Annotated in this window: 17 protein-coding genes and 1 riboswitch; of the genes, 16 read left to right on the forward strand and 1 reads right to left on the reverse strand. The window is 46.3% G+C overall.

Annotated features, from left to right (window positions below):
- The first annotated feature begins 183 nt into the window (after positions 1–183).
- Positions 184–269, forward strand: a riboswitch (cyclic di-GMP riboswitch).
- 84 nt (positions 270–353) lie between these two features.
- The 11 genes from GE073_RS10135 to GE073_RS10185 all read left to right on the forward strand — a co-directional run bounded on the left by GE073_RS10135 (position 354) and on the right by GE073_RS10185 (position 14,839).
- Positions 354–1,058 (forward strand): response regulator transcription factor, encoded by a 705-nt coding sequence (locus GE073_RS10135; protein WP_048744021.1) that lies wholly within the window; start codon positions 354–356, stop codon positions 1,056–1,058.
- 444 nt (positions 1,059–1,502) lie between these two features.
- Positions 1,503–1,964 carry a hypothetical protein gene (locus GE073_RS10140; RefSeq protein WP_021877427.1) on the forward strand — a complete coding sequence of 154 codons (462 nt, stop codon included), beginning with the start codon at positions 1,503–1,505 and terminating at the stop codon, positions 1,962–1,964.
- Between the two features lie 1,017 nt (positions 1,965–2,981).
- Positions 2,982–3,401, forward strand: a complete 420-nt coding sequence (locus GE073_RS10145; protein WP_048744023.1) for a sigma factor-like helix-turn-helix DNA-binding protein — start codon at positions 2,982–2,984, stop codon at positions 3,399–3,401.
- A 119-nt stretch (positions 3,402–3,520) separates the two neighbouring features.
- Complete coding sequence (locus tag GE073_RS10150; protein WP_021877429.1) at positions 3,521–3,928, forward strand: DUF6075 family protein; 408 nt, start codon at positions 3,521–3,523, stop codon at positions 3,926–3,928.
- A gap of 28 nt (positions 3,929–3,956) precedes the next feature.
- Positions 3,957–5,966 (forward strand): C40 family peptidase, encoded by a 2,010-nt coding sequence (locus GE073_RS25435; RefSeq protein WP_021877430.1) that lies wholly within the window; start codon positions 3,957–3,959, stop codon positions 5,964–5,966.
- 393 nt (positions 5,967–6,359) lie between these two features.
- Positions 6,360–7,472, forward strand: coding sequence for an ABC-three component system protein (locus GE073_RS10160; RefSeq protein WP_153783395.1), 1,113 nt, complete (start codon positions 6,360–6,362; stop codon positions 7,470–7,472).
- On the forward strand, positions 7,469–7,972 hold the full coding sequence (locus GE073_RS10165; protein ID WP_069202419.1) for an ABC-three component system middle component 2: 504 nt from the start codon (positions 7,469–7,471) through the stop codon (positions 7,970–7,972). The genes GE073_RS10160 and GE073_RS10165 overlap by 4 nt, the downstream gene beginning before the upstream one ends.
- Complete coding sequence (locus tag GE073_RS10170; protein ID WP_048744030.1) at positions 7,972–9,870, forward strand: SMC family protein; 1,899 nt, start codon at positions 7,972–7,974, stop codon at positions 9,868–9,870. The genes GE073_RS10165 and GE073_RS10170 overlap by 1 nt, the downstream gene beginning before the upstream one ends.
- 17 nt (positions 9,871–9,887) lie before the next feature.
- The gene (locus GE073_RS10175; RefSeq protein WP_198156122.1) at positions 9,888–12,980 is read left to right on the forward strand and encodes a sacsin N-terminal ATP-binding-like domain-containing protein; all 3,093 of its coding nucleotides are present in this window, start codon (positions 9,888–9,890) and stop codon (positions 12,978–12,980) included.
- Positions 12,977–13,885 (forward strand): AlbA family DNA-binding domain-containing protein, encoded by a 909-nt coding sequence (locus tag GE073_RS10180; protein ID WP_021877435.1) that lies wholly within the window; start codon positions 12,977–12,979, stop codon positions 13,883–13,885. The genes GE073_RS10175 and GE073_RS10180 overlap by 4 nt, the downstream gene beginning before the upstream one ends.
- A 504-nt stretch (positions 13,886–14,389) precedes the next feature.
- Entirely contained in the window at positions 14,390–14,839 is a 450-nt protein-coding gene (locus tag GE073_RS10185; RefSeq protein ID WP_153783396.1) for a DUF1569 domain-containing protein, read from the forward strand.
- Positions 14,840–14,952: 113 nt separating this feature from the next.
- Here GE073_RS10185 and GE073_RS10190 read toward each other — a convergent pair whose 3' ends face one another.
- Positions 14,953–15,510: a helix-turn-helix domain-containing protein gene (locus GE073_RS10190; RefSeq protein ID WP_153783397.1), complete on the reverse strand. Its 558-nt coding sequence runs from the start codon at positions 15,508–15,510 to the stop codon at positions 14,953–14,955.
- Between the two features lie 161 nt (positions 15,511–15,671).
- Here GE073_RS10190 and GE073_RS10195 point away from each other — a divergent pair, with 161 nt between their 5' ends.
- The 5 genes from GE073_RS10195 (at position 15,672) to GE073_RS10215 (ending at position 25,669) form a co-directional block, all read left to right on the forward strand.
- Complete coding sequence (locus GE073_RS10195; protein WP_028599565.1) at positions 15,672–16,028, forward strand: cupin domain-containing protein; 357 nt, start codon at positions 15,672–15,674, stop codon at positions 16,026–16,028.
- A gap of 54 nt (positions 16,029–16,082) precedes the next feature.
- The gene (locus tag GE073_RS10200) at positions 16,083–16,844 is read left to right on the forward strand and encodes a sugar phosphate isomerase/epimerase family protein (protein WP_153783398.1); all 762 of its coding nucleotides are present in this window, start codon (positions 16,083–16,085) and stop codon (positions 16,842–16,844) included.
- Between the two features lie 5 nt (positions 16,845–16,849).
- Positions 16,850–17,866, forward strand: coding sequence for a Gfo/Idh/MocA family protein (locus tag GE073_RS10205; protein WP_153783399.1), 1,017 nt, complete (start codon positions 16,850–16,852; stop codon positions 17,864–17,866).
- Positions 17,867–17,948: 82 nt separating this feature from the next.
- Positions 17,949–19,916: a beta-galactosidase gene (locus tag GE073_RS10210; RefSeq protein WP_194843337.1), complete on the forward strand. Its 1,968-nt coding sequence runs from the start codon at positions 17,949–17,951 to the stop codon at positions 19,914–19,916.
- A gap of 254 nt (positions 19,917–20,170) precedes the next feature.
- The gene (locus GE073_RS10215) at positions 20,171–25,669 is read left to right on the forward strand and encodes a chitobiase/beta-hexosaminidase C-terminal domain-containing protein (RefSeq protein WP_228551420.1); all 5,499 of its coding nucleotides are present in this window, start codon (positions 20,171–20,173) and stop codon (positions 25,667–25,669) included.
- Position 25,670: the final 1 nt, after the last annotated feature.

Consider the following 25,670-nt stretch of genomic DNA (forward strand, 5'->3'; position numbering starts at 1 on the left):
GTAAGTTGGCAGCGCCTTCGCCTTTGCTTAGCGTATATTTTCGTTAAAATGTTGGCGAGACCCCCGAAAGAAGAAGTGGGTTGCGCTATGTTCGAACATACGTTACTAAGGTTGACACCAAGCAAACTTTTTGGCATCTATTGAAATATGGTAAAATAAATTAATTCAATATGTCGAATAGACTAGGAAAAAAGGCAAACCTGATCGAAAGACAGGGACGCAAAGCCACGGGTCTTCTGCACTAGTGCAATGATCGCCGGGTTACCCTCTCAAACCACACCAAGATGACAAGCAGGCACGCCAGTGAGAGGGCGTGTCTTTTTGTCATTTGAAAATAAAAGAGGTGATCGATTATGAACAAACAAACAAGCTTTTCTGTAGAGATAAAAGATATGATCCGTAGGAACGGGAGTATCAAAGTATTACTGGCGGATGGTGACCTAGCTTGGCAACAGCGACTCGCTATGTTGCTTGAATCCGAGCCAGATATTTATTTATCTAACATCGTTTCGACAAAAGAGGAAGCGATTCGAGCGAGTGTACAATTAGACGTAGACGTAATGATCTTGGAAATGATTTTGAATTCGCCCAAACGAGACGGGCTGGACGCCGCAGCGGAGATTCTCAGAAATAAAGAGTTACCGATTATTGTCCTTTCTTCGATACATGATCCGGAAGTCATGGTCGATGCAGTTGTTGCCGGAGCGGTCAATTATATTACAAAGTCCAACTATATGGACATACCGGTTGCGATCAGAGAAGCTCACCGACGTCAGTCCTCTCTCCATGCGGATGTCGCGACGATAATCCGTAGTGAGATCGAGCTTATAAAGCGAAAAGAATTGCATTGCATGCTCACACCTACGGAAAAAGAAATTTTGCAACTCATAGGCTTGGGCTATCGACAGACAATTATCAGAGAATTACTTGGCATTACTTCGAACACCCTAAAATCGCACGTTCGGCATATCACTCGTAAATTCGACACCCGATCCATTCGAGAAGCTGCTGAGAAGGCGAAACGAAGAGGTCTGTATGATCAGCACTATGCTACGTGAGTTAATGGGACTGAAATTGAAACAAGCTTTGGGAAAATTCGGGGATTTTCGACAAAATTATCATGACAGAGGGTGACAAAAAGATCACCCTCCCCATTCGAACTAATAATAGGTAAAATGAAGGGGTAATCTAAGGGAAAATAGGAATATTATCCCGTACCAAAGGAGGTGGAGAGAAAAAAGATGAATGCTGGAGATTGTTGTCGTGAATCGGAGTCTGAAGTAAATCAAAATGGGACAGGCTCTCGTAAAATGAAGAGGATGGTGCCTTTAACTTACGTAATTATGCGGCTGTCCCCAATATAACAATGAAGGGATGATCGTCATGGATCAATTAGAAACGGAGCGTGAATTATGTTTATTAACATGGATTGATTTGCACTTCATTCAGCAGTTTTGCGGAAGGAGAGTTGTAGTATTTCTTGGAATTGGGGAGGGTGTTTGATGAATCTTACTCAACAGTCCATCCCCTATGAAAAAGTTGAAGCATGGCTTATGTCCTATAGTGATTGGAAAGCAAGGTTGGAATATGCGCAGGCAGAGCTTAAGCATATTCCGGGATTAACGAGGGCTTTGCATGAGTGGGTGAATCATGGCAATGGAAGAAAACAAGAACCATTGTTGCGTACGGTCATTCATCGGATAGAGATCACTGAACATGAAATCCCGTTGCTATTATCGAGAATCGGATTGATCGATTACGCTTTCTCGGCTCTCACCACAGAGGAAATTTTGTTCGTTCGTCTACGATATTTGGATAAACTGGCGCTTTCGGTCATTATAGATCGCATTGCACTTTCCCGCCGCGCGTTCTTTTATCATCGGAAGCGAATTCTGCATAAAGTATATCGAAAAATCAAAGATCGGGCGGTCCTGTTGGAACTGGATTCCTTTGGAGAAGACTGATCATATCATTACTTCAGAAGATGCACATACGCATCTTCTATTTTTATGGTTCGTGAATTGAAGAATATCACCTCAATCCCCCATCTTTTCAAACAGGCTCTAGGGTCTACCCCCATTTTTAGCAGTCAGTTCAATCTCTCCGAGTACGATTAACTCCTCACCAAGAGATGAGATGCCGTGAATCTTTCTTGCACCGAACATGCACCGAACGCTGCACTAGATTTGCTCTTGTTTTGCACGAATTGTGCACCCGATATGCACGATTTTCCTGATACGATGATAGTATAGCAAGCTTAAGGGCAGCCTACAAGATCATCGGCTGTCCTTTATGTTTGTGAAGCAAGGATTGACGAAACGGGCATAACTTGTTCCATGGTTTCGTCATGTTTCCGCATTAAGTCGTACAATCATACCGATGAAAGGAGGGCGATGATGCGGTTCCTATTAATCTGTTTTTTTAGAAATAGGTAGAAATGCATCCTGAACTGGATACATCTGTATTTATGCTATGCGCATTACTTTGCATTCCAGCCATTGAGCGCCGCTTCATTTTTTGCTGTGATGATCAGCAAAAAGAAGCGAAGCGCTCTTTTTTATTTTCTGATTGAAACCCAAAAGAAGGTAGCTATTACAGTGACGAGTGCTGAAGGCATGTGATACGGGACAGTCAAAAAGGAGCGTTTGAACTAAAACGTAGGACAACACCATCATAAAACAGACTGGCTATTCCTCTCGCAATGGTGTTGCCATGTGAGGAGGGAAATTGATATTATGTGCCCCACGTTGCATGCAATGTCAAACCACGATCCTTTTATGTGTTTTTACTATTCGTATGGCTCATAACGCCTCAACGATGGATATTACTATCAGACTTGGCTGCAAATCAGCATTGGATTGCTGAGCGGCAAGGTCTTTTTTATTTATGTAACAAAATCAACAATCGTTTTAAAGGGAGCGTTGGCTGTCGCTCTCCCCCTCCATTTTGGTTTGCCCACAAACCAAAATGGAGGGACGAATATGAAAAGGATTAATTTGCGGGACATGTATCCCTTTATCAAAACGGATGTATGGATCGACTTAGATGATGAAGTGGCACAAGAAATCCGCCGTTTCGACTTAAACGAAAGTGCATATAAATTGCGCACCTATCGTCATCGCGCTTATTACTCGCTTGATCGGAACGACGGTATAGAACAAGATGTTCTTTTCCTTTCGATTTCCCCGGAGGAATATTACGAGCGTAAGCTTTCCAATGAGCAGCTTTATGCGGCTATGTGTCGATTGCCGGAAAAATCGTTCAGACGAATTTATGCTCACTTCTTCTTAGACATGAGCAAAGTAGCGATTGCCCAAGCTGAGCAAGTTGATGAACGGGCAGTACGAAAATCTATTGAACGCGGCTTAAAACAAATGGCGCAGTTTCTCAAAAAAATGTGATTGCGGTAGGTCAAAGGGTCCGATTTTCTTGCCAAAATGAACAGATAGGTAAAGAGCTTTATGTAGGCGGCGGCTGGTTATAACCAGCCGCTCATTTTCCATGAGGGGGGCAGGTAACAATGAATCCGATTCGATTTCGAGATGCTGAACACGAAAGTTTCTACTATCGGATGCTTGATGAAAGGAAATGCAGCGACGGCTATCATCGGGCACTTTTCTACACATTAGGTATTTCCCGCGATACTCGGAGTCATATCCGCGATTTGTTTGATTTTTCTAATGGGGGCATTAAGCCCGGAGGTCTCGCAGCCTCGTGGCAAACCGGTAGTTCTATCCGCGTGTGCAGGCTTGCTTTTAATCTGTGGAATGGCTGGACGGAAAAAGGTGGGGAACGCTACTCTACTCCCCACGAATTATTCGATTGCAGCTACGCTCCCTATTTTTTTGAAGCGATTCAACTTCGTTATCCGGATTATTGCCGAAGCCAGGAGAAGAATTTCAAGCGGCTGAACGAACAAGTTCGCTGAATGTCAACTAGTTAAGGGAGTGGAATAGATGAAGGATATTAAAACGAGGACTGTTGTGAAAGACATTAAACGTTTGGACAAACTGCCAAACTTGATGGATCGTGTAAAACATTCGAGCGCACGCACAAAACAGCATAAAGACAATGACAAGACGATTTCACAATCTCCAAATGAATATGCGCAGCACCATTCTGCATCGGCCATAGATAAAACGGTACGTTTTCAAATTGGTATGGGCGTGGTTGCTAGCAAAAGATTGATAAGGCTCATTCAAAAAAGGCGGGCAAAGTCAGAAGGGGATACGGTATCGATACAGAACCCCGCTGCTATAATTACTAAGCCTTCAGGTACACGTCAATTGCGACTTGCCCGTAGGTTGCATCTCCGCAAGCCGGTAGATGGGAAATATCTCTTGTCAGCTAACCATCAATCAAGAAAACAACGCTTTATACGGAGCCGGGTCAATGCCCGGCTTTTGCATCCTCTTCGCAAAAATAGCTTTACTAACCGAATTCTAAATCGGGAAGGTAGAGATCAAGAACCGGCCGGGAAAAAAGGAGCATTAGCCGCCGCGGCATCTCATTCAGCAAATGTACGCGTGAATCGTCCAAAAGCGCTAACGTCCGTAAGCATGAGGAAGCGGCATTTCAGGCCACCGTCATCCCGAATCCCCTTCGCTATATCAAAGCAAGCAAGCCATACGATCAAACGTAAAGAAAGGAAATTTAAGACATTATCGCCATTTATAAAAACGGGACAACGGCTAGGACAGGCTAAAAGCCACTCTGATTATCAAGCGGAAGGAAAAATGAATAGCGCCAGGACAGCGCAGCGGACTGCACAGATGGCGATGACTGCCCGCCGCTCCATTCAAAGGGCACAAGCTGCAGCGCGATTAAATCTTCGGATCATTAAAATGGTAGTAAAAGCAGCCGCTTTGCTTGTCAAAGGAGTAGCCGCGCTTTTGGGAATCAGTAGTTCCGTTATTGTATTATTGTGCATTGTTATGGCAATAGCTGCTGTCATTTCCTCGCCTTTCAGTATCTTTGTATCCGGCGAAAATACGGATGCCGATGTAAAGCCGCTTTCCCGAATCGTTCAAGAGCTGGACATTGAGTATGCCGACCGACTGGCAGAAATACAGCAGTCCTCTGGCCGTGTAGACCGGGTGGAGTTTCATTATCCCGGCAGCGCGGATAACACGCGAATAGATAATTGGATGGATATTATAGCCGTTTTTGCCGTGAAGACTGTCATGGATTCAGAAAACGGAATGGATGTAGCAACACTTGATGCAACAAGGATCGGGATCATCCAATCGGTGTTTTGGGACATGAATCAACTGGAATCCCGTATTGAAACGATCGAACATACGGAAACCGTTCCGGTAGAGCATGAAGATGGGAGTACCAGCGAAGAGACGACTACCAGTTATGAACACATTTTGCATATTACCGTTTCGAGCAAAACTGCGGAGCAACAAGCTGACTCCTACCACTTTACTAATGAACAGATGGACATCATGAGAGAAATGATGTCTGGGGAGTTTCGGCCACTCATGTTTGAGATGCTCGGTAAAGAAACGGATGTCGGCTTGACGCCGGGACAGCTTGCGGATATAGGGCAGCATTTGCCCGAGGGAGAAATAGGCAGTGAAGTCGTCAAATTGGCGCTAACTCGTTTAGGTGATCCGTACAGTCAACCGAAGGCCGGACAGGATGACTTTACAGATTGTAGCTATCTCGTTCAGTGGGTTTATCGACAGCTACGCATTAACCTGCCGCGAACCGCAGCGGAACAAGCAAGATTTTGCGTAGAAAATGGCCTGACAGTAAGCGCGGCAGACCTGGTTCCTGGCGATCTTGTATTTTGGAGCTATGAGCGAAATGGTAGGTTTATGGATATTACCCACGTTGGAATTTATGCGGGGGATGGCAAAGTTGTAGATGCTTCCTCAAGCCGGGGACAAGTAGTGTACCGCAATCTGTTTGATTCGGACAAGCAAGTGTTGTTTGGCAGACCTCATATTCAGGGGTAGAACTTTCGTATTTCAGTGGAGCAAAAGGAATCCTATTTTTGGTGGAATAACGTTCTGGTTCAATTGTATCCTGTATCCCAGTGGAGTAATAGGGCTTTCCCGAACAAGCTAGCCTCCGCTGAAAACAATCATCTGGTAAAACATTCAGGTTGCTCGGTTATCAAGATGGAAGACACCTTTCGGTCAGGCAGTGGTAGCTCGATACTCTCACATTGCCATACAAAGCGGTGTTTTTCTATTTTGCAATTGGACTATCTAACCGCCAATAACCTACCAACAAAAAGGATCAAAGTCGATTTTCGCCCTGCGGAAGTTGAGTTAATGACCAGCATTTTTGCGGAAAAGGGAGGAAATGCTTGGAAAATGTAGAATATCCTAATGAAGTAGCATTTCTTGTTGAAAGGTGATTATATGGAAACTACTCTAAGTGAATTAAAACCATTCAAATTACCGCAAAAGCCGGATAATTACGATATTCTTTTTGGGTTGCCTATCCCCCCTATAGATAGATTGCGAACATTTTCAGCAGATCAATTTGAGGATATGATTTGTGAATGGGTCGATGGATATTTGAAAAAAGAGTATACATCTGTGTATCGCTCAGGCTCGGCAGGTGATAAGGGAAGGGATATAGTTGCATTTGTAAATAATGATTCCCCGAATCATGTCTGGGATAATTATCAATGTAAGCATTATGACCATCCGCTTTATCCAAGTGATGTATGGTTAGAATTGGGGAAACTATGCTACTACACGTTTATTAAAGAATATACAATTCCAAGAAAGTACTATTTGATTTCTTCTTGTGGTTTGGGAACTTCTTTATCAGAATTAATCGAGTATCCGACTCGTCTGAATGCTGGATTAATCTCAGCTTGGGAAGATAAATGCAAGAGAAAGATTACGAATGTAAGTGAAGTTTCTTTAACTAATGAGTTGCTGGAATATATCCAAAAGTTTGACTTTTCAATAATAAATCACTGTCCTCCTCAGAAATTGATAGAACAGTACAGCAGCACACCTTTTTATAAATATCGTTTTGGTGGTGGGTTAAATAAGCCTAGACCTCAGTCGGAGGCCCCAGGGCCTTCAATAAAACCGGAAGAAGTAAGATATGTTTCACAACTATTTGAAGCATATTCAGATCACCTTGGAAAAAAGATTGCTGGTGTTGAGGAGTTGAAAAGCTACAGCTCGCTGCATCGACATTTTAATAGACAGCGGGAAGACTATTATAAAGCAGAATCACTTAGAAGATTTGCTAGAGATGAGTTGCCTTATGACGAGCCCTTTGAAAAGTTGCAGGATGAAATTTATAGAGGAGTAATAGACACTGCAGAGGATACTCATGCTGACGGCTTTGTATGTGTTAAGGAAACAATAAAAGAAGCTAGAAAATTGGAGATTACAAGCAATGTACTAATTAGCTACATTGATGGAAGTGATAGAAGTGGAATTTGCCATCAACTGGCGAACAATGACATTCTGAACTGGGTGAGAAAATGAACGAGGTAAAATTAAGTAGAGAAACCTACCTATTCAATACTCCATTAGAAACTGGACTTCGATGCTTAGTGATTTTAGCAGGATTAGAAAATAAAGCTATAGATATTCAAAGGTTGATTTATTTGGATTATCTATTAACACATTATGGTGATGTTGAGCCAGAATTTGAGAGTCTGCATCCTTCAACACCATCTCGATCTGGTGAAATACTGATAAAGCGAGATTTAGTAAGCCAAGGGCTTCACTTAATGATTAGCAAAAAGCTTATTAACATCGAATATGGAAAAAGCGGAATTTTGTATGGAGCAACACCTTACTCTAAAGCGTTTCTTCAACATTTTGAGTCTAACTATATGCTACGGCTTCTGGATGTGAATAAATTACTGATCGACAAATTCTCTAATTATACTGATGTGGAACTCAAAAATTTTATAATGAAAAATATTGATCGCTGGGGTGGAGAATTTGTAAAAGAAGCTTTCGTAAGGGGGGACAACTAATGAATACAGAGGGTTTTTTTATTTCGGAAATCCGACTTACAGGAAAAAATAAGAGAAATGCTAGTATCGTACTCAAAAAAGGGCTTAATGTTATCTCAGGTGCTTCTGATACTGGGAAGACTTACATATTTCAATTAATAAACTATATGTTTGGTGGTAAAGATGAACCAAAAGAAATAGATGAAAGTATTGGGTATTCAACTATTTTTATTGAACTTGAGAAATACGAAGGAGAAAGCTATACATTAAAGCGTGAAATTGGTGATTCATCAATTTTTGTCTATGAGTCAAAAATTGATGATATTTCATTTCTGCAGAATTGTGTGAAACTGAAAGCTAAGCATGATAAGGATGACAAGGACAATATATCAACATTTCTCTTATCCTTAACGGGAATCAAAGATATGCTTTTAAGGAAAAATGCAAGAGGAACCAAAGTATCTTTTTCTTTTAGAAATCTTGTTGCTCTAATGATGCTTAATGAGGAAAAAATTATATCAGAGGAAGTGCCTATTTTTTCAGGTATACCCTCTAATAAAACGACTGAACAGTCTGCATTTAAGACTATTCTAACAGGCGTAGACGATAATCATGGAGAAGAGATAGAAGACCCTAAGATATACAGAACCCGACTCGAAGGAAAGTTGGAGTTTGTAAGCTCTTTGTTGCAGAAATTGAAAATGGAATTGAAAGAAAAAGGCGCACAAATTCAGGACTATGATGCCAATGAACTAACAAAAGAGATTGAGAAATTAATGAGTACATTATCAAATAATAGCAAAGAAATTAATCTTAGGATGGGACAAAAGAAAGAAATATGGATTCAAGAACAAGAAATAAAATCAAGAATTTTAATGCTTGAAGAACTATTAGAAAGATTCAGATTGCTTGAAAAAAGCTATCTTTCTGATTTAGATCGACTTCAATTTCTTATTGAAGGGGATCACTATATCTCACAATTATTTGATTCAAATTGCCCTGTTTGCAATAATCCTTTCAACTCAAAAACTACTGAGCATAATCATGATTTTTACTTAGAGGATTTACAAATTGCGTGTTCTGAGGAAAGTAATAAAATTAACGCTCAGCTAATTGATCTTAGAGAAACATTAACAAATCTACAAAATGAGAATAAAGAAAACAATGAAAAAGTTAAACTTTTAAGTCAACGAATTAAGGAAATTGAGGTCATTATTCAGCGTGAATTAAAGCCAGTTGCAGTATTAACGAAAGAAAGAATGGATACTTTGTTGAACATAAAAAAGATTTTTCAAGAAATTGAACTTAATGAACGTCGTATTGCTGAGTATCAAACTAGCCAGTTAGATATTATGAGGGAGTTGTCTAAAAAGAATCAGAAGATGAAATTCGTTAATGAAATAACAACAGAAATTTATGATGATTTTGCTACAGAAGTGAAAGAGTTACTTGCTGGATGGAACTACCCTGATTTAACAAGTGTAAGCATAGATTATGATGATCAGGAGTTAATTGTTTCAGGTAAGAAAAGAAAAAATCATGGAAAAGGTTATCGGGCAATATTAAATGCTGCTTTTGTTATTGCTATTATGAAATATACAAGAAGTATTGGACTCAAGCATCCTGGGCTGATTATTTTAGATTCTCCGTTAACTACTTACAAAGAAAGACTCAATCAAACAACACTAAGCAGTAGTGAAGAAGATATATCGTTAGACATGAAGCAAGCCTTTTTCAAAAATTTATCTAAACTTCGAAATGATGTTCAGGTAATCATTTTTGAAAATATAGACCCTATTAAAGAAGTACAGGATAACATGAACTATATTCACTTTAGCAAAGTAATTGGTGTGGGGAGATATGGTTTTATTCCGGTTGACAATATTTCTGAATCAGTGAGCAATAATCCAATTGAATAGTTGAAGGTGATAGTGAAATGATGGAGTTTTCGCAGAAAATACGTAATTTACGAAATAAAGCCCAAGAGACACAAGCTGCAAATAAAATAATTGATATGCTGACTGAGTTAAAATTGAAGAATGATGAGACAACCTCTTATAGATGGATCTGGGAACTTATACAAAATGCGAAAGACGTTGTTAACACAAGTGGGATGGTTGACATAATTATAAACTTTGACGAAGGCAATAAGACTGTTGAATTCAAACATAATGGTAAACTGTTCTCGACAGAAAATATTGTTTTTCTTATAGAACAAGTGTCAACAAAAGATCGCACAATAACTAATGAAAAAAATAAGAAGACTACTGGGAAATTTGGAACAGGCTTTTTAACTACTCACTTGCTTTCAGAAAAAGTTAGGGTTTCTGGATATCTGCAGGATGCTGGTGAATCACCATGTTCTTTTAATGTTATTTTAGACCGATCTGGTATGGATCAGCAATCAATAATTAGTGCCATACAAGAAAGTTGTTCGCAGTTAGATAAGAATACTACCATAACTACTGACAAAACAATAAATGACGAAGATTTCAATACTTGCTTCACCTATGTTTTGGACGAATCTGGAGTGTCAACAGCAAAGAAAGGTCTGAAGAATCTGCTTATTGCTGCACCTTACGTATTTGCATTTGTTCCAGAGATAGGTTCAATCACAGTAACAAGCGGTCAATATATACAAAAAATTAGCCGCGGCAGAATGATTGAAACTGAGCTTGAAGATGCGAGTGTGACAAATGTTGTAATTGCAACAAAGGGGATGACAAAAGATAGATATATTTTTGTTTTGGGAACGAATGACTTATCTGTTGCAGTAGAAGTCGAACAGCAAGCAGGTAACAATTTTACAACAAAGTACGATACTCAATTACCCAAAATATTTTGCGACTTTCCTCTCTTAGGAACAAATGATTTTTCATTTCCTGTTGTAGTAAACAGTCCTAAGTTTAATCCAACAGAACCACGAAACGGAATACATTTAACGGATAAAGTACATAAACAAATAGCTGAAAATAAGCAAATATTAATGGAAGCTTCACTATTTTATGTTAAGATAGTGGACTACTTTTTAGAAAAAGAATATGAGGGAATCTACAACATTACTAAAATCCCTGAACAGCCTGCAAAGGATTGGCTATCTAAAGAGTGGTTTGAGCAAGAAATAATTAATAAACTAAAGTCTCATATCATAGAAATTCCTCTCATTTCTACACATAATGCTGGCAAAATGCCTCTTATAGATGAATGGGGCGGTACAGGTGTATTCATTCCAAAAGATTTAGATGAAACTCTCAGGGCAAAAGTATGGACACTATCAAGCAAACTCATTCCCCATATGATTACAAAGCGTGAAGAATTAGAGTGTTGGTACAATTCTTTATGGGAAGAATGCCGAAATTACGGTTTATTAGATTTAATTAACCGAGTAGAAGCATTTGAAAATATTAGTGAGTTATCAAAACATCTTAATGGTAATGTAACTGACTGGCTAAATGAATTATTAGCATTATTCTATTCTAATGAATATTTGTATACCAACAACCTTGGCAGAAGCCCACGTATTTTGCCAAATCAATACGGTGAATTTCGTACTTTAGATGAGGTATCACTTGATTGCGGTATTGATGAAATTTATAAAGACATATCTACTGTATTAAATTTCGATTTTAAAATTGAATTATTGGATAGAGAAATTAATAGTGAGTTCCTTGCTAATTTAAAAAAACTCACGTTAGATGATGTTTTCTCAGAGATTCTAAAAAAATTGCATAGATCACATCCTTCAGCAGAAGACTTTTATAAGAGCATTATTTCTCTTCAAGCTAAACAGAATAGCGAACAAAATGACTTTTTAGATCTTGTTTATGAATTACAAGGTAAAGATGCCTGGATAAGGAATAGTGTATCGAAACATTCACAAGAGCTATTAAAATTGGCATTGAAATTCTGGAGGGAAAAAATAACCAAGGACATAAGCTCCTATGAAAGTATAAGAATCTTTGCCTCTAGTTTTAATTTTGCCAGTGAGCATGAGGCGATGATGTGGGTGTCAAATTTCGTTCGAATTTTGGTGAAATATGAGCAAGATGGTTTATTGGATCGGATTGCTATATTGCCTGATCAATATGGAAATTTCAAAATGAGAGCAGAATTATCACTGGATTCAGGTGAAATTGATGAAATCCTTAAAGATGCATCTAAATATGCTGGATATGATGTACGTAAAACATTGTTATCAAAAGACATTATTTTAGATCTGCCTGAAAATAGAACTGTCTACCTAGAGAATATTTCCGAGAAAATCACACAGTATGTGAAAGAAAATAAAAACAGCATTGGGCACAACGATATTGATGTAAAAGAAGTATTTAATAAAACGTATCTTTGGCTTAGAGAAAATTTGGCTAATGAAAAGGTAAAAAAGTGCTTCAAAGAATTATCAACTAATTTACATTGGTTTTATAATGATAATGATATTGCTGAAAATATGTCGAAAATTGAAGAATACAACGACATATTAGAGAAATATGGTGTTTCTGGAGTGCAAGAATTAGAGCAGATATTATCTCGCTCAAATGTTGAAAGTAGTTCTAGTAAAACGGTGGAGATTTCAATGGAAATTCTTGCACAATGGGGTATTTCAACTGAAGAAGATTTAAATCGTGCTCTGGCAAATAATGTGTTTGGCCCAGAATTTATTCATGATTCTAAACGCAATTCAGAATTATTCAGCTATGTCCAAGATATTCTTGAGCGCTCCAAGAATAAAATCCTTGAATTTTTAGATAAGAAAAAATCGGAATATGACGTTTCAGATCCAATCAGAATTAGTAATACTATCTTCGTAATAAAAAAACACGGTACTGAAATATATTTAATTACTCGACCGTCTGATTATGGTCAAATAATATTATATTATGATACTGAGTTGGATATGCTTGACTATGAAAAGGATTGTGAATTATGGGTTGAAGATGATAAGAGCGAGCCGCAAAAAATTACATTTGGGAAAATATTAAAGCTGACTGGTGTTAACAAGATTCCACTTAGGAGCATAAGAGAAAAATGATTGACATTAATGAAGTAAAGCAATTACTACAATCCCCTGATTCAAAAAATCTTATTTGTAGAAACGTAGAATTCAGACCGCAAAATTTGGCTTTGTTTATTGCTGCTCTGTCAAACATGACAGAGGGGTATGGCTACATTGTAATCGGGGTAAGCAAAAATACAGATAATTACTCTATTAATGGAATAAGTAATGGGTTCATATTAGATGAACCTATTAAACGGGCACTCAGTTTGTTAGCTGAGCAACCAATAATAGAATTTGGTACACTTAGTATTGAAGGTAAAAATATTTATGCAATAAAAGTGATAAATATTACAAACGAGATTTTCTTCAAGCCTCCACAAAATACAGAGTCACTAACCGATTTATTTATTCGTGATCTTTACTTGGCTTGCATCAAACTTCAAGCACGTAAGCTTTACGTTAGCACTACAGAAGATGAGCGTAATGACTTTATTACAGATTTACTGGAGACAAACGGATATCGCATAAAAGACCAAACTCGACGCGGAAGTTCTGCTAGTGGTAAATCATCTGGCGAAATTGATATTTTTGTTGAAAACGATAGAATGCCTTTTACTATTATTGAAGCCCTTAATTTGGATAGCTTAAATACTAATTATCTTGATGTTCATCTTGACAAGATATATTCTTACGATACAACAGGAAATGCATTCAATGTATGTTTGTCATATGTTAAAGTTAAAGATTTTGGGTCTTTTTGGGATAGGTATTGCAACTACGTTAAAACACGTGAATATCCAGTAATGCTTGTCTCTTCTGATACAAATGCTGATAAAGATTATTCATACTCTGATATAAGATTCATGACAACTACGCATAATCGTTCAGGTAAAAATACACGGCTTTATCATATGTGCGTAAAAATACAAGAATCGTAGTTACTTAGTGAAAAGTTCTTATATAAGAATCGTCAACTAGGGAAACAACCTAATCAAGCGATTGTATTAGGCTTCTTACACAAGAAAGGTATTTAATTTCTTGCTCCGCTATAATTTGTCGATGGTAGTGGAGCAGGGCTGATTCGAGTATCGTTCTCTCCGAGTTCTCTCAAACGTGCAATTTCAGTCACTTTTTGATGAATTTACGAGACGCCTTGTGGCACTAGGGAAGGGTGGCGTGAAACGCCGAAACCCCTTGATTTTATAGGCTTTTCGTGGTTTTTTGGTTCCTCTAAAGGAACATAGCTTCCGCTTGCTTCCCTTTAGCGCGCAAGTTTCAGGTTCTAGTGTCAGCAATGACGTGGAGGTTCAAGTCCTCTTGACCGCACCATCCTTTCAATCGACCCCTTCCTTTCGGAAGGGATTTTTTTATTTTTTTGTTTCAAGATACGGGACAATGTGAAATACTGTAAACCAGCCTATAGAAATGAATGAGGTGGAATCATGGAAAGCATCTACAGCCCGGTGCATTCAGCGAATATATTGAATCGGATCGACAAGTTAAGCCCGCATGCAGCGCCCCAGTGGGGAACGATGAATGCGGCTCAGATGCTGGCTCACTGCTCGGCGTTCCAAGACATCCCGATGGGGAATTCCTTTCCCCCGAGATACTGGCTGGGGAAAGTGATTGGCAGGTTCGTAAACCGTATTTTTTATAATGACAAGCCGGCACCGCACAATATGTCGACCATTCCAACGATACGGATTGCAGATGAGAGAGATTTTGAGACGGAAAAGGAAAAGCTGAAGCAAATGATTGTCGTTTTCCAAAGGAATGGTCCGGAGAAATGTTCCTCTCATCCGCATCCTTTCTTTGGGAAATTCACGCCCGAGCAATGGGGGATAGGGGTTTATAAACATCTGGACCATCATTTAAGGAAATTTGGCGTTTAGTCAGAGAGTCATGAAGCAGGGGCATTTCTCGGCGGCGTCGTAACCCCGAGAAATGCCCCTCTTTTTTTGGCCTAGCTAGGCTCCCCATATTCCATCCGTTTGGAAAGGAAAGGCTACTTCTTGTCGTCCGTTTTTTGAGTGAAAATCGCGAGATAGGTGACCTCGTCGGTAATCGGAATCAGCAGATGCTTCTCTAGCGAATTGAAATAGATCGAATCTCCAGGCAGCATGGTGTATTGAGTAGCGCCGACTTGATAGTTCATTTCTCCCTTGATCATATAAATGAACTCTTCTCCTTCATGCGTAAACCCATGCTGCTTGACGTTCCCTTTTTTGGCCGTAATCAAATAGGGCTGAATCAGCTTGTCCCTTCTTTCGCTCGCAAAAGCGAAAAAGGAATAGCCTTTATTCGTCTCCACCCATTTCTCTTGGTCCTCGTATTGCTTGACGCTATTGTATACTGTCGTTTGAGCGCTTTGTTCCTCCAGCAGATCGGACACTCGAACTCCAAGCGAGGCAGCGATCTTGATCAGCGTCGATACAGGCGGATTGGATTGTCCATTTTCAATTTTGGATAAAAGGCTTTTCGTAAATCCGCATGACTTGGCGATTTCCTCTTGAGTTCGTTTTTGTTCCTGTCGGATGTACCGGATTCGGCTTCCGATATTCATGGATTCTCTCTCCTTATCGACGTTCGCTTCCATCATCATATCATAAACTAAACTCCGGAGAAGTTCATTCAATAAAGTTGTTGATAATTCAACCATGTTGAATTATCATAAACACAGATTCAACTTCACATCCTGCCAGCTGCAAAAGAGGAGAGTGCCGAATGATCCAGCCATCGGATTTGAACGAAGAGAAGCATGTGCTCGACATGGGATGGGGCAAAATCGCCTGGTTGTATGGCAAAGAAATTGATCCGGACGGTCAAATGACGTTCGGCGTGGTGTACATTGAAGCGGGGCAGGAGAATGGACGTCATATCCATCCGAACTGCGAAGAAATCATTTATGTATTGTCCGGGGAATGCGACCATTCGTTGGGAGATGAAATCGTTCATTTGAAGCCGGGCATGGCGCTTCGGATTCCGCAAGGCGTGCCGCATCACGCCAAAGTAACGAGCTGGGAGCCATGCAAAATGATCATCGCCTATTCGTCGGTAGACAGGCAGACTATCGGAGAGTAAACGGAACACGGCTGTGAGGCCGATGAAGCCGATCAGGAAGGGAGGAAAGGACGCATGACGTACAACTTTGCCTTTTCAAGGCCTACGGCAACCTCCGAGGAGGAACAGCTGCTCGTTCACGGCTATCAAAAGGCCGGCTATAGCGGGCTGCAGCTGAAGCCGAGTCAGTACACTCCTTATTTGCTTGAGCCTGAATCATTCAGGAGCCGTTGGGGACAACCCGCCGGCATCGCTGCTGCGCTCATCGCGGGGGGCACTCTAGTAAACGATGACAGCAAAGAGCAATTGCGCCAGGTGTATAAGTTTGCTGCGCATGTTGATTCAGAGATGATCGTTTATTGCCATGCGGTGCCGAGGCAGCAAGTGACGAACGAGAACATCGCGACATTCGCCGCCGTTTTTGAAGAAATGGGCAAAGAGGCGGAGCAGCATGGCCTGCGGCTCTCCTTGCACCACCATTATGACCAGCCGCTCATGCATCGGGAGGACTTTGATCTCTTTTTTGACAGGATCAAGGATCCCGCTCATGTCGGATTGACGATCGATACCGCTCATCTAGTCAAATCGGGTGTAGACGATATCGCGGAGGTCATTCGCACGTTTGCTCCCTTTATAACGAATTTCCATATGAAAGATTTTGCCAAAGGTCATTTTGAGATATTAGGGCACGGAGAGATTGATTTCTCCCCCGTGTTTCAAGCCATTCAGGATATCCGTTACTCCGGCTGGATCTCCGCAGACGAGGAAAGCGGCGGGGAAATTGCGACCGGAATGAAAGAATGCCTCAAGTTCATGAAACTAGGATTAGGAGCGTGAGCCCGATGAAGAAGTTCAAGGTAGGTTTTGTGGGCGCAGGAGCAGTGACGCGAATGCATTTGAAAGGCTACTCCGCTCATCCGGAACGGATTGAGGTCGTTGCCATTTGCGATCCGAGCGAGTCGAATGTTCAAGAACGAGCCGATGAATTTAATATTCCGAACCGGTACACGGATGTGGAAACGATGATCAAGGAAGCAGGCATCGAGGCTGCTGTCGTCTGCACCCCTTCGACGATCCGTGAAAGCGTCATCACGCCGCTGCTTGAAGCAGGAATTCCGGTTTTTGTCGAAAAGCCTTTCGCCGACACGCTTGAGGAAGCAAAGTCGATCGCGGAACAAGGCAAGCGGTTGAAGGTTCCCGTGTCCGTCAACCAAAACTTCCGAAAGCACCACAAATTCGAATTTATCCGGGGACTGATCAAAGAGGGGGCGATAGGGAAGCTGGAAGGAATTCATTTTTCGTCCTTATTCTTTCGTCAAGATACAGGCTGGAGAATCCATACCGAACGACATGCGATGTCCGTCATGTCGATTCATTGGTTTGACGGGATGCGAAGAATGGCCGATGCCGATGCAAGCTCCATCTACTGTACGTCCTATAGCTCGGAGGCGATTGATTGCATCGGCGAAACCGATGCGACGGTACAGATCGTGTTCGACAACGGCGTGCATGCGAATTTCTCCCAAAGCTTTTCCAGCGCGTTCTGCCGGGATGACCTTGTGGTGTTGGGAAGCGAAGCCGCATTAAGGCCCACGGGCAATGAGATTCACTTGCTCAAGCCCGATCCTTCCGGTCAGCCTAATTGGAACCCGATCCCCGTTCAAACCTGGAAGTACGCCATGCCGATTGAAGAAGCGGTGTTTGATGGATTGAATCAGTTGCTGGAATGGATTGAAACCGGAGAAGAGGCCTCGAACAGCGCCTACGATAATTTGCATACGGTTTCATTGCTGGAAGGAGCCTATTTGTCTGCCCGTGAAAAACGGATCGTTCATTTCCAAGATGGACTTTTAAGCTGAAGGCTGGCGTACAAACTATGCTTCATGCGGAGGTCGAGCCATGAAAATCGATTTTACGAATTCGGTCGCCAGAGAGGCGGAGATGGCCGCTTGCAGCCCGGATGGCTGCGAGGTTGTCCTTGGCGCGGACGGCGGCGGAATTACGATCGAACAAGTCAAAGAAGCGGGCAAACGATATCTTGTCGGCGACATCGAAGTGCTGGAGGACCATTCCGTTGCGATGATGTTTCGCTGCTTCTTGCCCGGAGAAGACCAGGAACGGATTTTTATGCGTTTCGGTCTGCTGCCGCGCTTCAAGACCAGGATTTGCTTGGATCTTCACTTGCTTGACAATAGGACCATTTTTACGAACCGTACGCCGGGTACGCTGAAGCTGGTCGTGCATGGGCAGCGCACCGAGCTGAGCAGCGTGGAGCGCTTCGAGCTCGGCATGGAAAAGGCCTTTCATGATGTCCGCGTCCGGTTCGAGCATTTTCATCTGACGGATCAGATGCCGACCGATTTTCCGCTGCCTCGGACAAAGCTCGTGGATGAATTCGGCCAGTGGAAAGGAAAGGACTGGCCGGGCAAAATCCATTCCTTGGCCGAGCTGAAGGAAAGGCTGGAAGCGAACGAAGGGCCGGCGGAGTACCCGTTTCCCGAATGGAACGAGTGGGGAGGAGACCGAACCCGCCAGCTGAAGGAAGGCAACGGCTACTTCTCGACCTTCAAGTCCGAGGACGGAAGATGGCATCTGGTAGACCCGAGCGGCTGCGATTATTTCTCCTTAGGCCCGTGCGGGACGAATCCGGGGGATCAGTGCCGCGTGGACAGCTTCGAGGACCTGTGCGACTGGCTTCCGGAGACCGACGACCCGGACTTCGGGGAATTTTACAAAATCGGGACGACAAGGCGAGCGGCCTACATGCCCCTCGATTCGTTCAAAATCATCCGCTTCACCGCATTGAATATGAAAAAAGCGTATGGCGAGCGATGGCATGAGAAATGGGAGGAGATTTCCCACCATATCCTGATGAAAAACGGCATCAATTCGCAAGGCAATTTCCCCGGTCTCGGCATGGCCAGCGGTCGGACAAGGCTGCCTTATGTTCGAGAACTGCCGAATTTCCCGACGACCGACACGCTCATTTTCAGGGATTTCCCGGATGTCCTCTCGCCGGAGTACAAAGAGAAAGCCGAGCAGTATGCGCGCCAGCTGTCGGCGTGGAAGGACGACCCTTGGCTGATCGGTTATTTTTTGAGAAATGAACCGGAGTTCAACTTCGTGGAGGGCTTGGCCATTGCCGACGAGGTTTTGCATAATCCCGCGCAAACGCATTGCCGGTCGGGACTCATCGCCTTTTTGAAAAGCGCTTACACGACGATCGAGGAGCTGAATCTCGCCTGGGATTCCGCATTCGAGAGCTTTTCGGAACTGGAAAAGCCGATCTATAGCTGCTCCACGACGTATCCAAAATCAAAGCCGGATATTCGGAAGTTTTCGGCTCATCTCATTCGCGAATATATCAAAGTACCGTCCTTGGCCTGCAGAGCGGTAGACTCGAATCACCTGAACCTCGGTCTCAGATGGTCCAAAGCCTACAATCTCGACATGATGGAGGGCTGGGAGTACTTCGACGTATTCTCCATCAACTGTTATGATTTCGACCCGACTCGCGACATGGACTTTGTCCAGCATGCGGGAGTGGACCTGCCGATCCTGCTCGGAGAGTACCACTGCGGGGCGCTGGATCGAGGGCTGCCGGCGACCGGACTGAAGGGCGTTCCCGATCAAGAGGAACGAGGCGTCATGTGGAGGCATTTCGTGGAGAAGGTCGCGGCCCATCCTTATGGCGTAGGCGCCCACTGGTTCCAATATAACGATCAGTTCTGTCTGGGCAGGTATGACGGCGAGAATTATCAGATCGGCATGGTGGACATCTGCATGCAGCCTTACCCGGAATTGATGGAGGCGGCTCGCGAAACCTCGCGCGTGCTGTATCAGGTCAAAAACGGCGAGGCAATGCCTTATGGCAGGCTGCCGAAATCGGTGCCGATGATCGGGTACTGACGGGCGGACGGTCAGGGAAGGGCTTGTTTATGCAGCAAGATCAATATTGTTCACCGTCAAAATCCTCGACATGTCCAATAGTGATCGATATGTTCACTAGAAAAATAGCGGATGAGTGATTTATGATTCGTCATGAATTCATGAAACCGCTTTCCATTGGAGTTTAGATGGAACGGATTCGTGCAAGCAAAGGAGGAAAATCAATGACCCGAAATGCAGGAAGAAGGGGGAGAGCAAAGGGGAGAAGGCCAGGATTGCTGCTTTTAATCGCATGCCTGGCTTTCAACATGCTTTTGCCTCTTCAAAGCGTCTGGGCGGCCGGTGACTCGACCGACGGCAGCGACGAGTCGATTTTGGCCGACTTCAACTTCGACGCTGCTGACGGCGGGCTGCAGGGCAGCGCGGCGAAAACGACGGTTCACGGCACAGCCAGCTATGAGGACTCCTATGAAGGAGGCGGCAAGGCGGCCAAGCTCAGCAGCAGCTTCTGGCTTGATTTGACCAAGAAAGACGGCACGCCGCTGCTGGCCGGCCTGAACGAAATGACCGTCTCCTACGACAGCAAGCCGAACAACGGCAGCACCTGGGCGTTTTTTGCCGCGCCTAATTCGACGGTGCAGACATATTTGGCCGAGCATTACATAGGAATCCTGGACCGGCCAGGCTTCGTCGCCGCCGAGCGGTTCAACAACAACGGCTCCCGCCCGCAAACGGCAGAAGCGGGAACGGGAACGAATTGGAAGCATGTGGACGTCGTCATTACGACGACGGAAACGAAGCTGTTCGTCGACGGCGCGCTCAAGTCGACGGTTGCGAGCCCTTATCCGATGTCGACCATTCTGGGCGGATCGGGAGGCATTCTTCAGATCGGGAAGGGCAACTGGGGCGGCGGCGAATATTTCGCGGGCCTGATCGACAACTTCAAGCTGTTCAATAGGGCTCTAAGCGAGCAAGAGCTGCTTGAGAACCGGCTGACCAGCACTCCTCCGACCTTCTCGCCGTCCGAGGGACAGGCTTACGCTCCGGTCACGATCTCGCATCCGGCTGGGGCCCAATACATCCACTATACGACGGACGGCTCGACACCTACTGCGATAAGCCCGAAGTATGCGGGACCGATCCCGATCCACGGGAAAACGACGGTCAAAGCCGTCGCCATCTCCGCGGACGGGAAAAGCAGCGCGATTGCCAGCGCGGACTTCTACGGCAGCGACTGGTCGGCGACCGCGACCGGCTTCCGGCTTGACGGACAGTCCGAGGTCGTAAACGCGAAGATCTCCTGGCCGGCGGTTACGGGAGCGGACTACTACGAAGTCTATCGCGGAGACCGGCTCATCAGCCGGACTTACGGCGATGTCGCGGACGAGTACGGACTCGAGACGGATCAAGACTATACGTACACGGTCAAGGCGATCGCTGCCGGCGCGACGATCGCGGAGGCGAGCACGAATGCGGTGCGCACGTTCGGCTATGACGCTGCGGCGATCACGCGCAAGAAGATCAATACGACCGGCGCGGACAGCCTTGCAGCCGGCATGGCGCATGGCGTCAAGTCGGGCAACACCTGGTACGATTACGTCTACGAATCGTCGAAGGACGAGGGCACCGGCATCGTCACGACGGGAATCTACGAGCTGACGAGCGCCGACGGGCTTTCCTACGGCAACAAGCGCCTGCTCGGCTCGTTCGAGGACATGCGGACGGAGGGAGCCGGCTACACGCTGCATCCTGACGGCAAAGTCGTCTTCACCGCTCATGAGGAAGGAAGCAGCGGCTACCAGCAGGCGAAGCTGTTCATCGCCTCGGTCACCCCAGGCGGGACCGACTTTGCGGCGACGTTCCGGGGGCGCCCGTTCGACATGGACTCGCGCGACATGGCGCTATTCGTCGACGATGACGACACGGCTTATATCCTGTTCGCTACGCGTACGAACAGCGACATCGGGATCGTCCGGCTGAACGACAGCTGGGAGCAGCCGGAGGCTCTGGTGAACACGGTATTCGTCGGCAAGCACAAGGAGTCTCCGACTGTCATCAAGCATGACGGACGCTATTACTTCTTCGGCTCGACGGCGAACGGCTGGTATCCGAGCCAGGCGGAGTATGCCTCTGCGACATCGCTGGACGGAGATTGGACGCCGCTGCGGCCGATCGCCAACGGCTCCTCCTTCGCCACGCAGGCGAACGGTACCCGCATCTGGACCGGTATGGGCGGACAAAAAACGTTCGCGCTGAACGGCTACCACTGGGGCGATCAATATCCTGGCGCGTTCAGGGACCCGATGGGCACCTATTCGCGGCTGTTCCCGATGGTGTTCCACGAGGGCATCGCCACCGCGGACTGGTTCCATCAGCTGGACTACGATCCGGCCTATGGCATGATTCCGGTCCAATCCGGGCAGCTGCTCTCGCTCGGAAAAAAAGCGGTCGATTCCGAAGGGCTCGACGCCGCTGCCGTGACGGACGGAGCGGATTTTGCCTCGTCGCCGCTCGTGCAGCATAAGGCCGTGGGGTACAACATCGTGATTGATCTGGCGCAGGCGTCGCAGCTTTCCGAGATCAACTTCACCACCCGCGAGGTCGGCGGCTCGGATACGGCGTATCGCTACAAGCTGGAAGGCAGCATGGACAATGCGAATTGGACGATGCTGGCTGACGGCTCGCAAAACAACGTCGTCGGCTACGTGGCCAATCCGATTTCCAGTGAATCGCTTTATCGCTATGTGCGGCTGACCGTGAGCGATATCATCAACGTACACAACGGCAACCGCGCGATCTGGGCGGACGGCATCATCGAATTGTCCGTCTACGGTACGCCGCATCTCGACAAGACGGCGCTGCAGGCCCAGTACGAAGCGCATAAAGACACGGAGCGGGGCGCGTATACGAACGGAAGCTGGAAAACCATCACGGAGGCGCTTCGAAAAGCAGAGGCGGTGCTGAACGATTCTTCCGCTACGCAGTGGACGATTGACCGGGCGCTGCAGCAGCTCGACGAGGCCTTCACCTGGGCTCAGAACGTCCATCCGGACCAGGTCGTGGACTATGCGGCGGCAGGCGTGCCGGTCGGCGAGCTCTGGTACGATACCGAAGGCAACCCGATCCAGGCTCACGGCGGCGGATTCCTGCAGCAGACCGCTGCGGACGGCAACCCGATCTACTATTGGGTAGGCGAGAATAAAATCCATAACCAGGCGAACTTCCATGCCGTGTCGCTGTATTCCTCGCGCGATCTGGTCAACTGGACGAACGAGGGCGACATTCTGAACTCGTTCTCGGCTACGGTGCCGGGGGCGGAATTGGGCTTGATCGGCAACAAGTGGGAGCGGCCGAAGCTGCTTTTCAACGAAAAGACGCAAAAATACGTGCTGTACGGCCACTGGGAGACGGCGGACAGCTACGCCAGCAGCCAGATCGCGGTGGCGACGGCGGATAGTCCGGAAGGTCCGTATACGTTCCTCGGACATTGGCGTCCGGGCGGCACGCTGCGCAACTGGCGCAGCGGCGCCAACAATTACAGCGATGCGGAATATTTCAAAACCGGAGGCGTGAAGGTCGCGATTCCGGCTTCCGTTCAGCAGGACGAATCGCAAATGGGCTATCTTTCGCGCGACTTCACCGTGTTCGCCGATGACGACGGCACGGCTTACCTGATGTCGGCGGAAGGACATTCCATGCGGGTCCACCGGCTGAACGAAGACTATACCGACGTGGACTTCACCACCTATGAATTCAGCGATCCTGCATCGAAAGCGGCCGATTTTGAATCGTACAGCTTCTATGAAGATGTCGGCCGCGAAGCTCCGGCAGTCGTGCGGACGGACGACGGCTACTATATGGCGTCATCCGGGCAGTCCGGCTGGATGCCGAACCAAGGAACGATCAGCTACAGTGCCGATCTCCGCGATCCGCACGGCTGGACGCCGGTCAGGGAAAACGGAAAAATCATCGAGAAATATGCGTTCGGGAACAACAGCACGTACTACAGCCAGCCGACCAACATCATGAAGCTGACCGGCGCGGACGGCACCCGGACCTACGTCTACATGGGCGACAAATGGCGCTCGAGCCAGCTGTCCGACTCGCGTTACGTATGGCTGCCGATCGAGTTCGAGGCCGAGCAGCATACGGCTTCCATGAAATACACGACGGGCTGGAAGCTGAATGCGGCCACCGGCGGCGTGCAGATGCCGCAGGCGTATCTCGTCTCGCAAGGTAAAAGCGCCACGATCACCGGCAGCAACGCCGCGGGCATCGAGAAGGCGAACGACGGCTACGCTTTCAACCTGCATACGTCGGGCGATTCCAGCAGCTTCTTCGAGCTGGCGGCTCCGTACGAATACACGATCGATCTGGGCGCGATCTATGATCTGTCGCGGATCGACGTCGCCTACCGGCTGTATAATGGCTCGGAGATGTATCATCGTTACCAAATCCTGGCCTCCAATGACAATGCCGACTGGACGGAGCTGGTGAACAACGGCACGAATATGTGGGCCGGCTTCAACTCGGATACGCTGAGCGGCCATTACCGGTACGTGAAGCTGAAAGTAAACGAGGTTCGCCGCGTCAACAACAACGCCCTCAGCAACGGATGGGGAAGCGGGCTTGTCGAGGTTCAGGTATACGCCAACTCGGCGGATCCGTACACGCTGGCGCCGCCGAGCGCCGATCTCGCATCGGGCACGTACAGCTACCCGCAATCGGTGAAGCTGTCCCACGCCGTCGAGGATGCGCTGCTGTACTACACGCTGGACGGCAGCACGCCGACCTTGTCCAGCACGCCGTATGCAGGGGCGATCGAGCTGCCGGTCGGCATGAGCACGCTGAAGGCGATCGCGATCGTAAACGGCGTGACGAGCGGCATTCTGGAAGCGAGCTACACCGTCGAGGCGGATCGCGAAGGACTGGACGATACCGTGCTGTCGTTGACGGGGCCGGCGAACGTGGTGTCCAATCAGACGTTCGAGGTCGCGTTTGGACTTCGTTCGGTCACCGACAGCGTATACGCCAAGGAGTACACCATTAACTACGATCCGGCGAAGCTGGAGTTCATCCAGGCGGAGCCGCTGAAGCCGGGGTACGTCTTCCAGCTGGAAACGGAAGAGGCGCCGGGTCAGGTCCGGGTTACGACCGTCGATGCCGGCGGAACGCAGACGCCGGATGCCGACGTCGGGCAGCTTAAGCTGCAGTTCAAGGCGAAGGCGCTGGAGCAGACGGTGACCGGCAGCGTATACACGTCGGATGTCATTCTTGCCGACGGCACGGGTCTGGAAGCGCCGGCTGCAAATGGCGCTACGTACAGCTACGTCCTGTTGGCGGTGTCGAAGACATCGCTGGCCGCTGCGGTCGCAGATGCGCAAGCGCGGCATGACGCGGCGACGGAGGGCGATCTGGACGGCCAATACCCGGCAGGCGCCAAGGCGGCGCTGCAGGCGGCGATCGATCAGGCAAGCGTTGTGCTGAACGACGATACGGCCGAGACGGAAGCCGTGCAGCAGGCTTTGATCGCGCTGAATGAAGCCGTAGAGGCATTCGAGGCGCTGAAAAACGTTCCGAGCGTTCCTGTTGCGGGCGATCTGAACGGAGACGGACGCGTCGGGATCGAGGATCTGAGCCTGGCGGCGGCCCGTTACGGCAAAAAAGCCGCGGACGCCGACTGGAGCAGCGTCAAGGCGGCGGATCTGAATGGCGACAGCGTCATCGACATCAAGGATCTGCGCGAGTTGGCCAAGCTTATTATTTTGAGCTAAA

Origin of the sequence: Paenibacillus sp. B01 (assembly GCF_009649995.1) — a bacterium.
Taxonomy (GTDB): Bacteria; Bacillota; Bacilli; order Paenibacillales; family Paenibacillaceae; genus Paenibacillus_O; species Paenibacillus_O pasadenensis.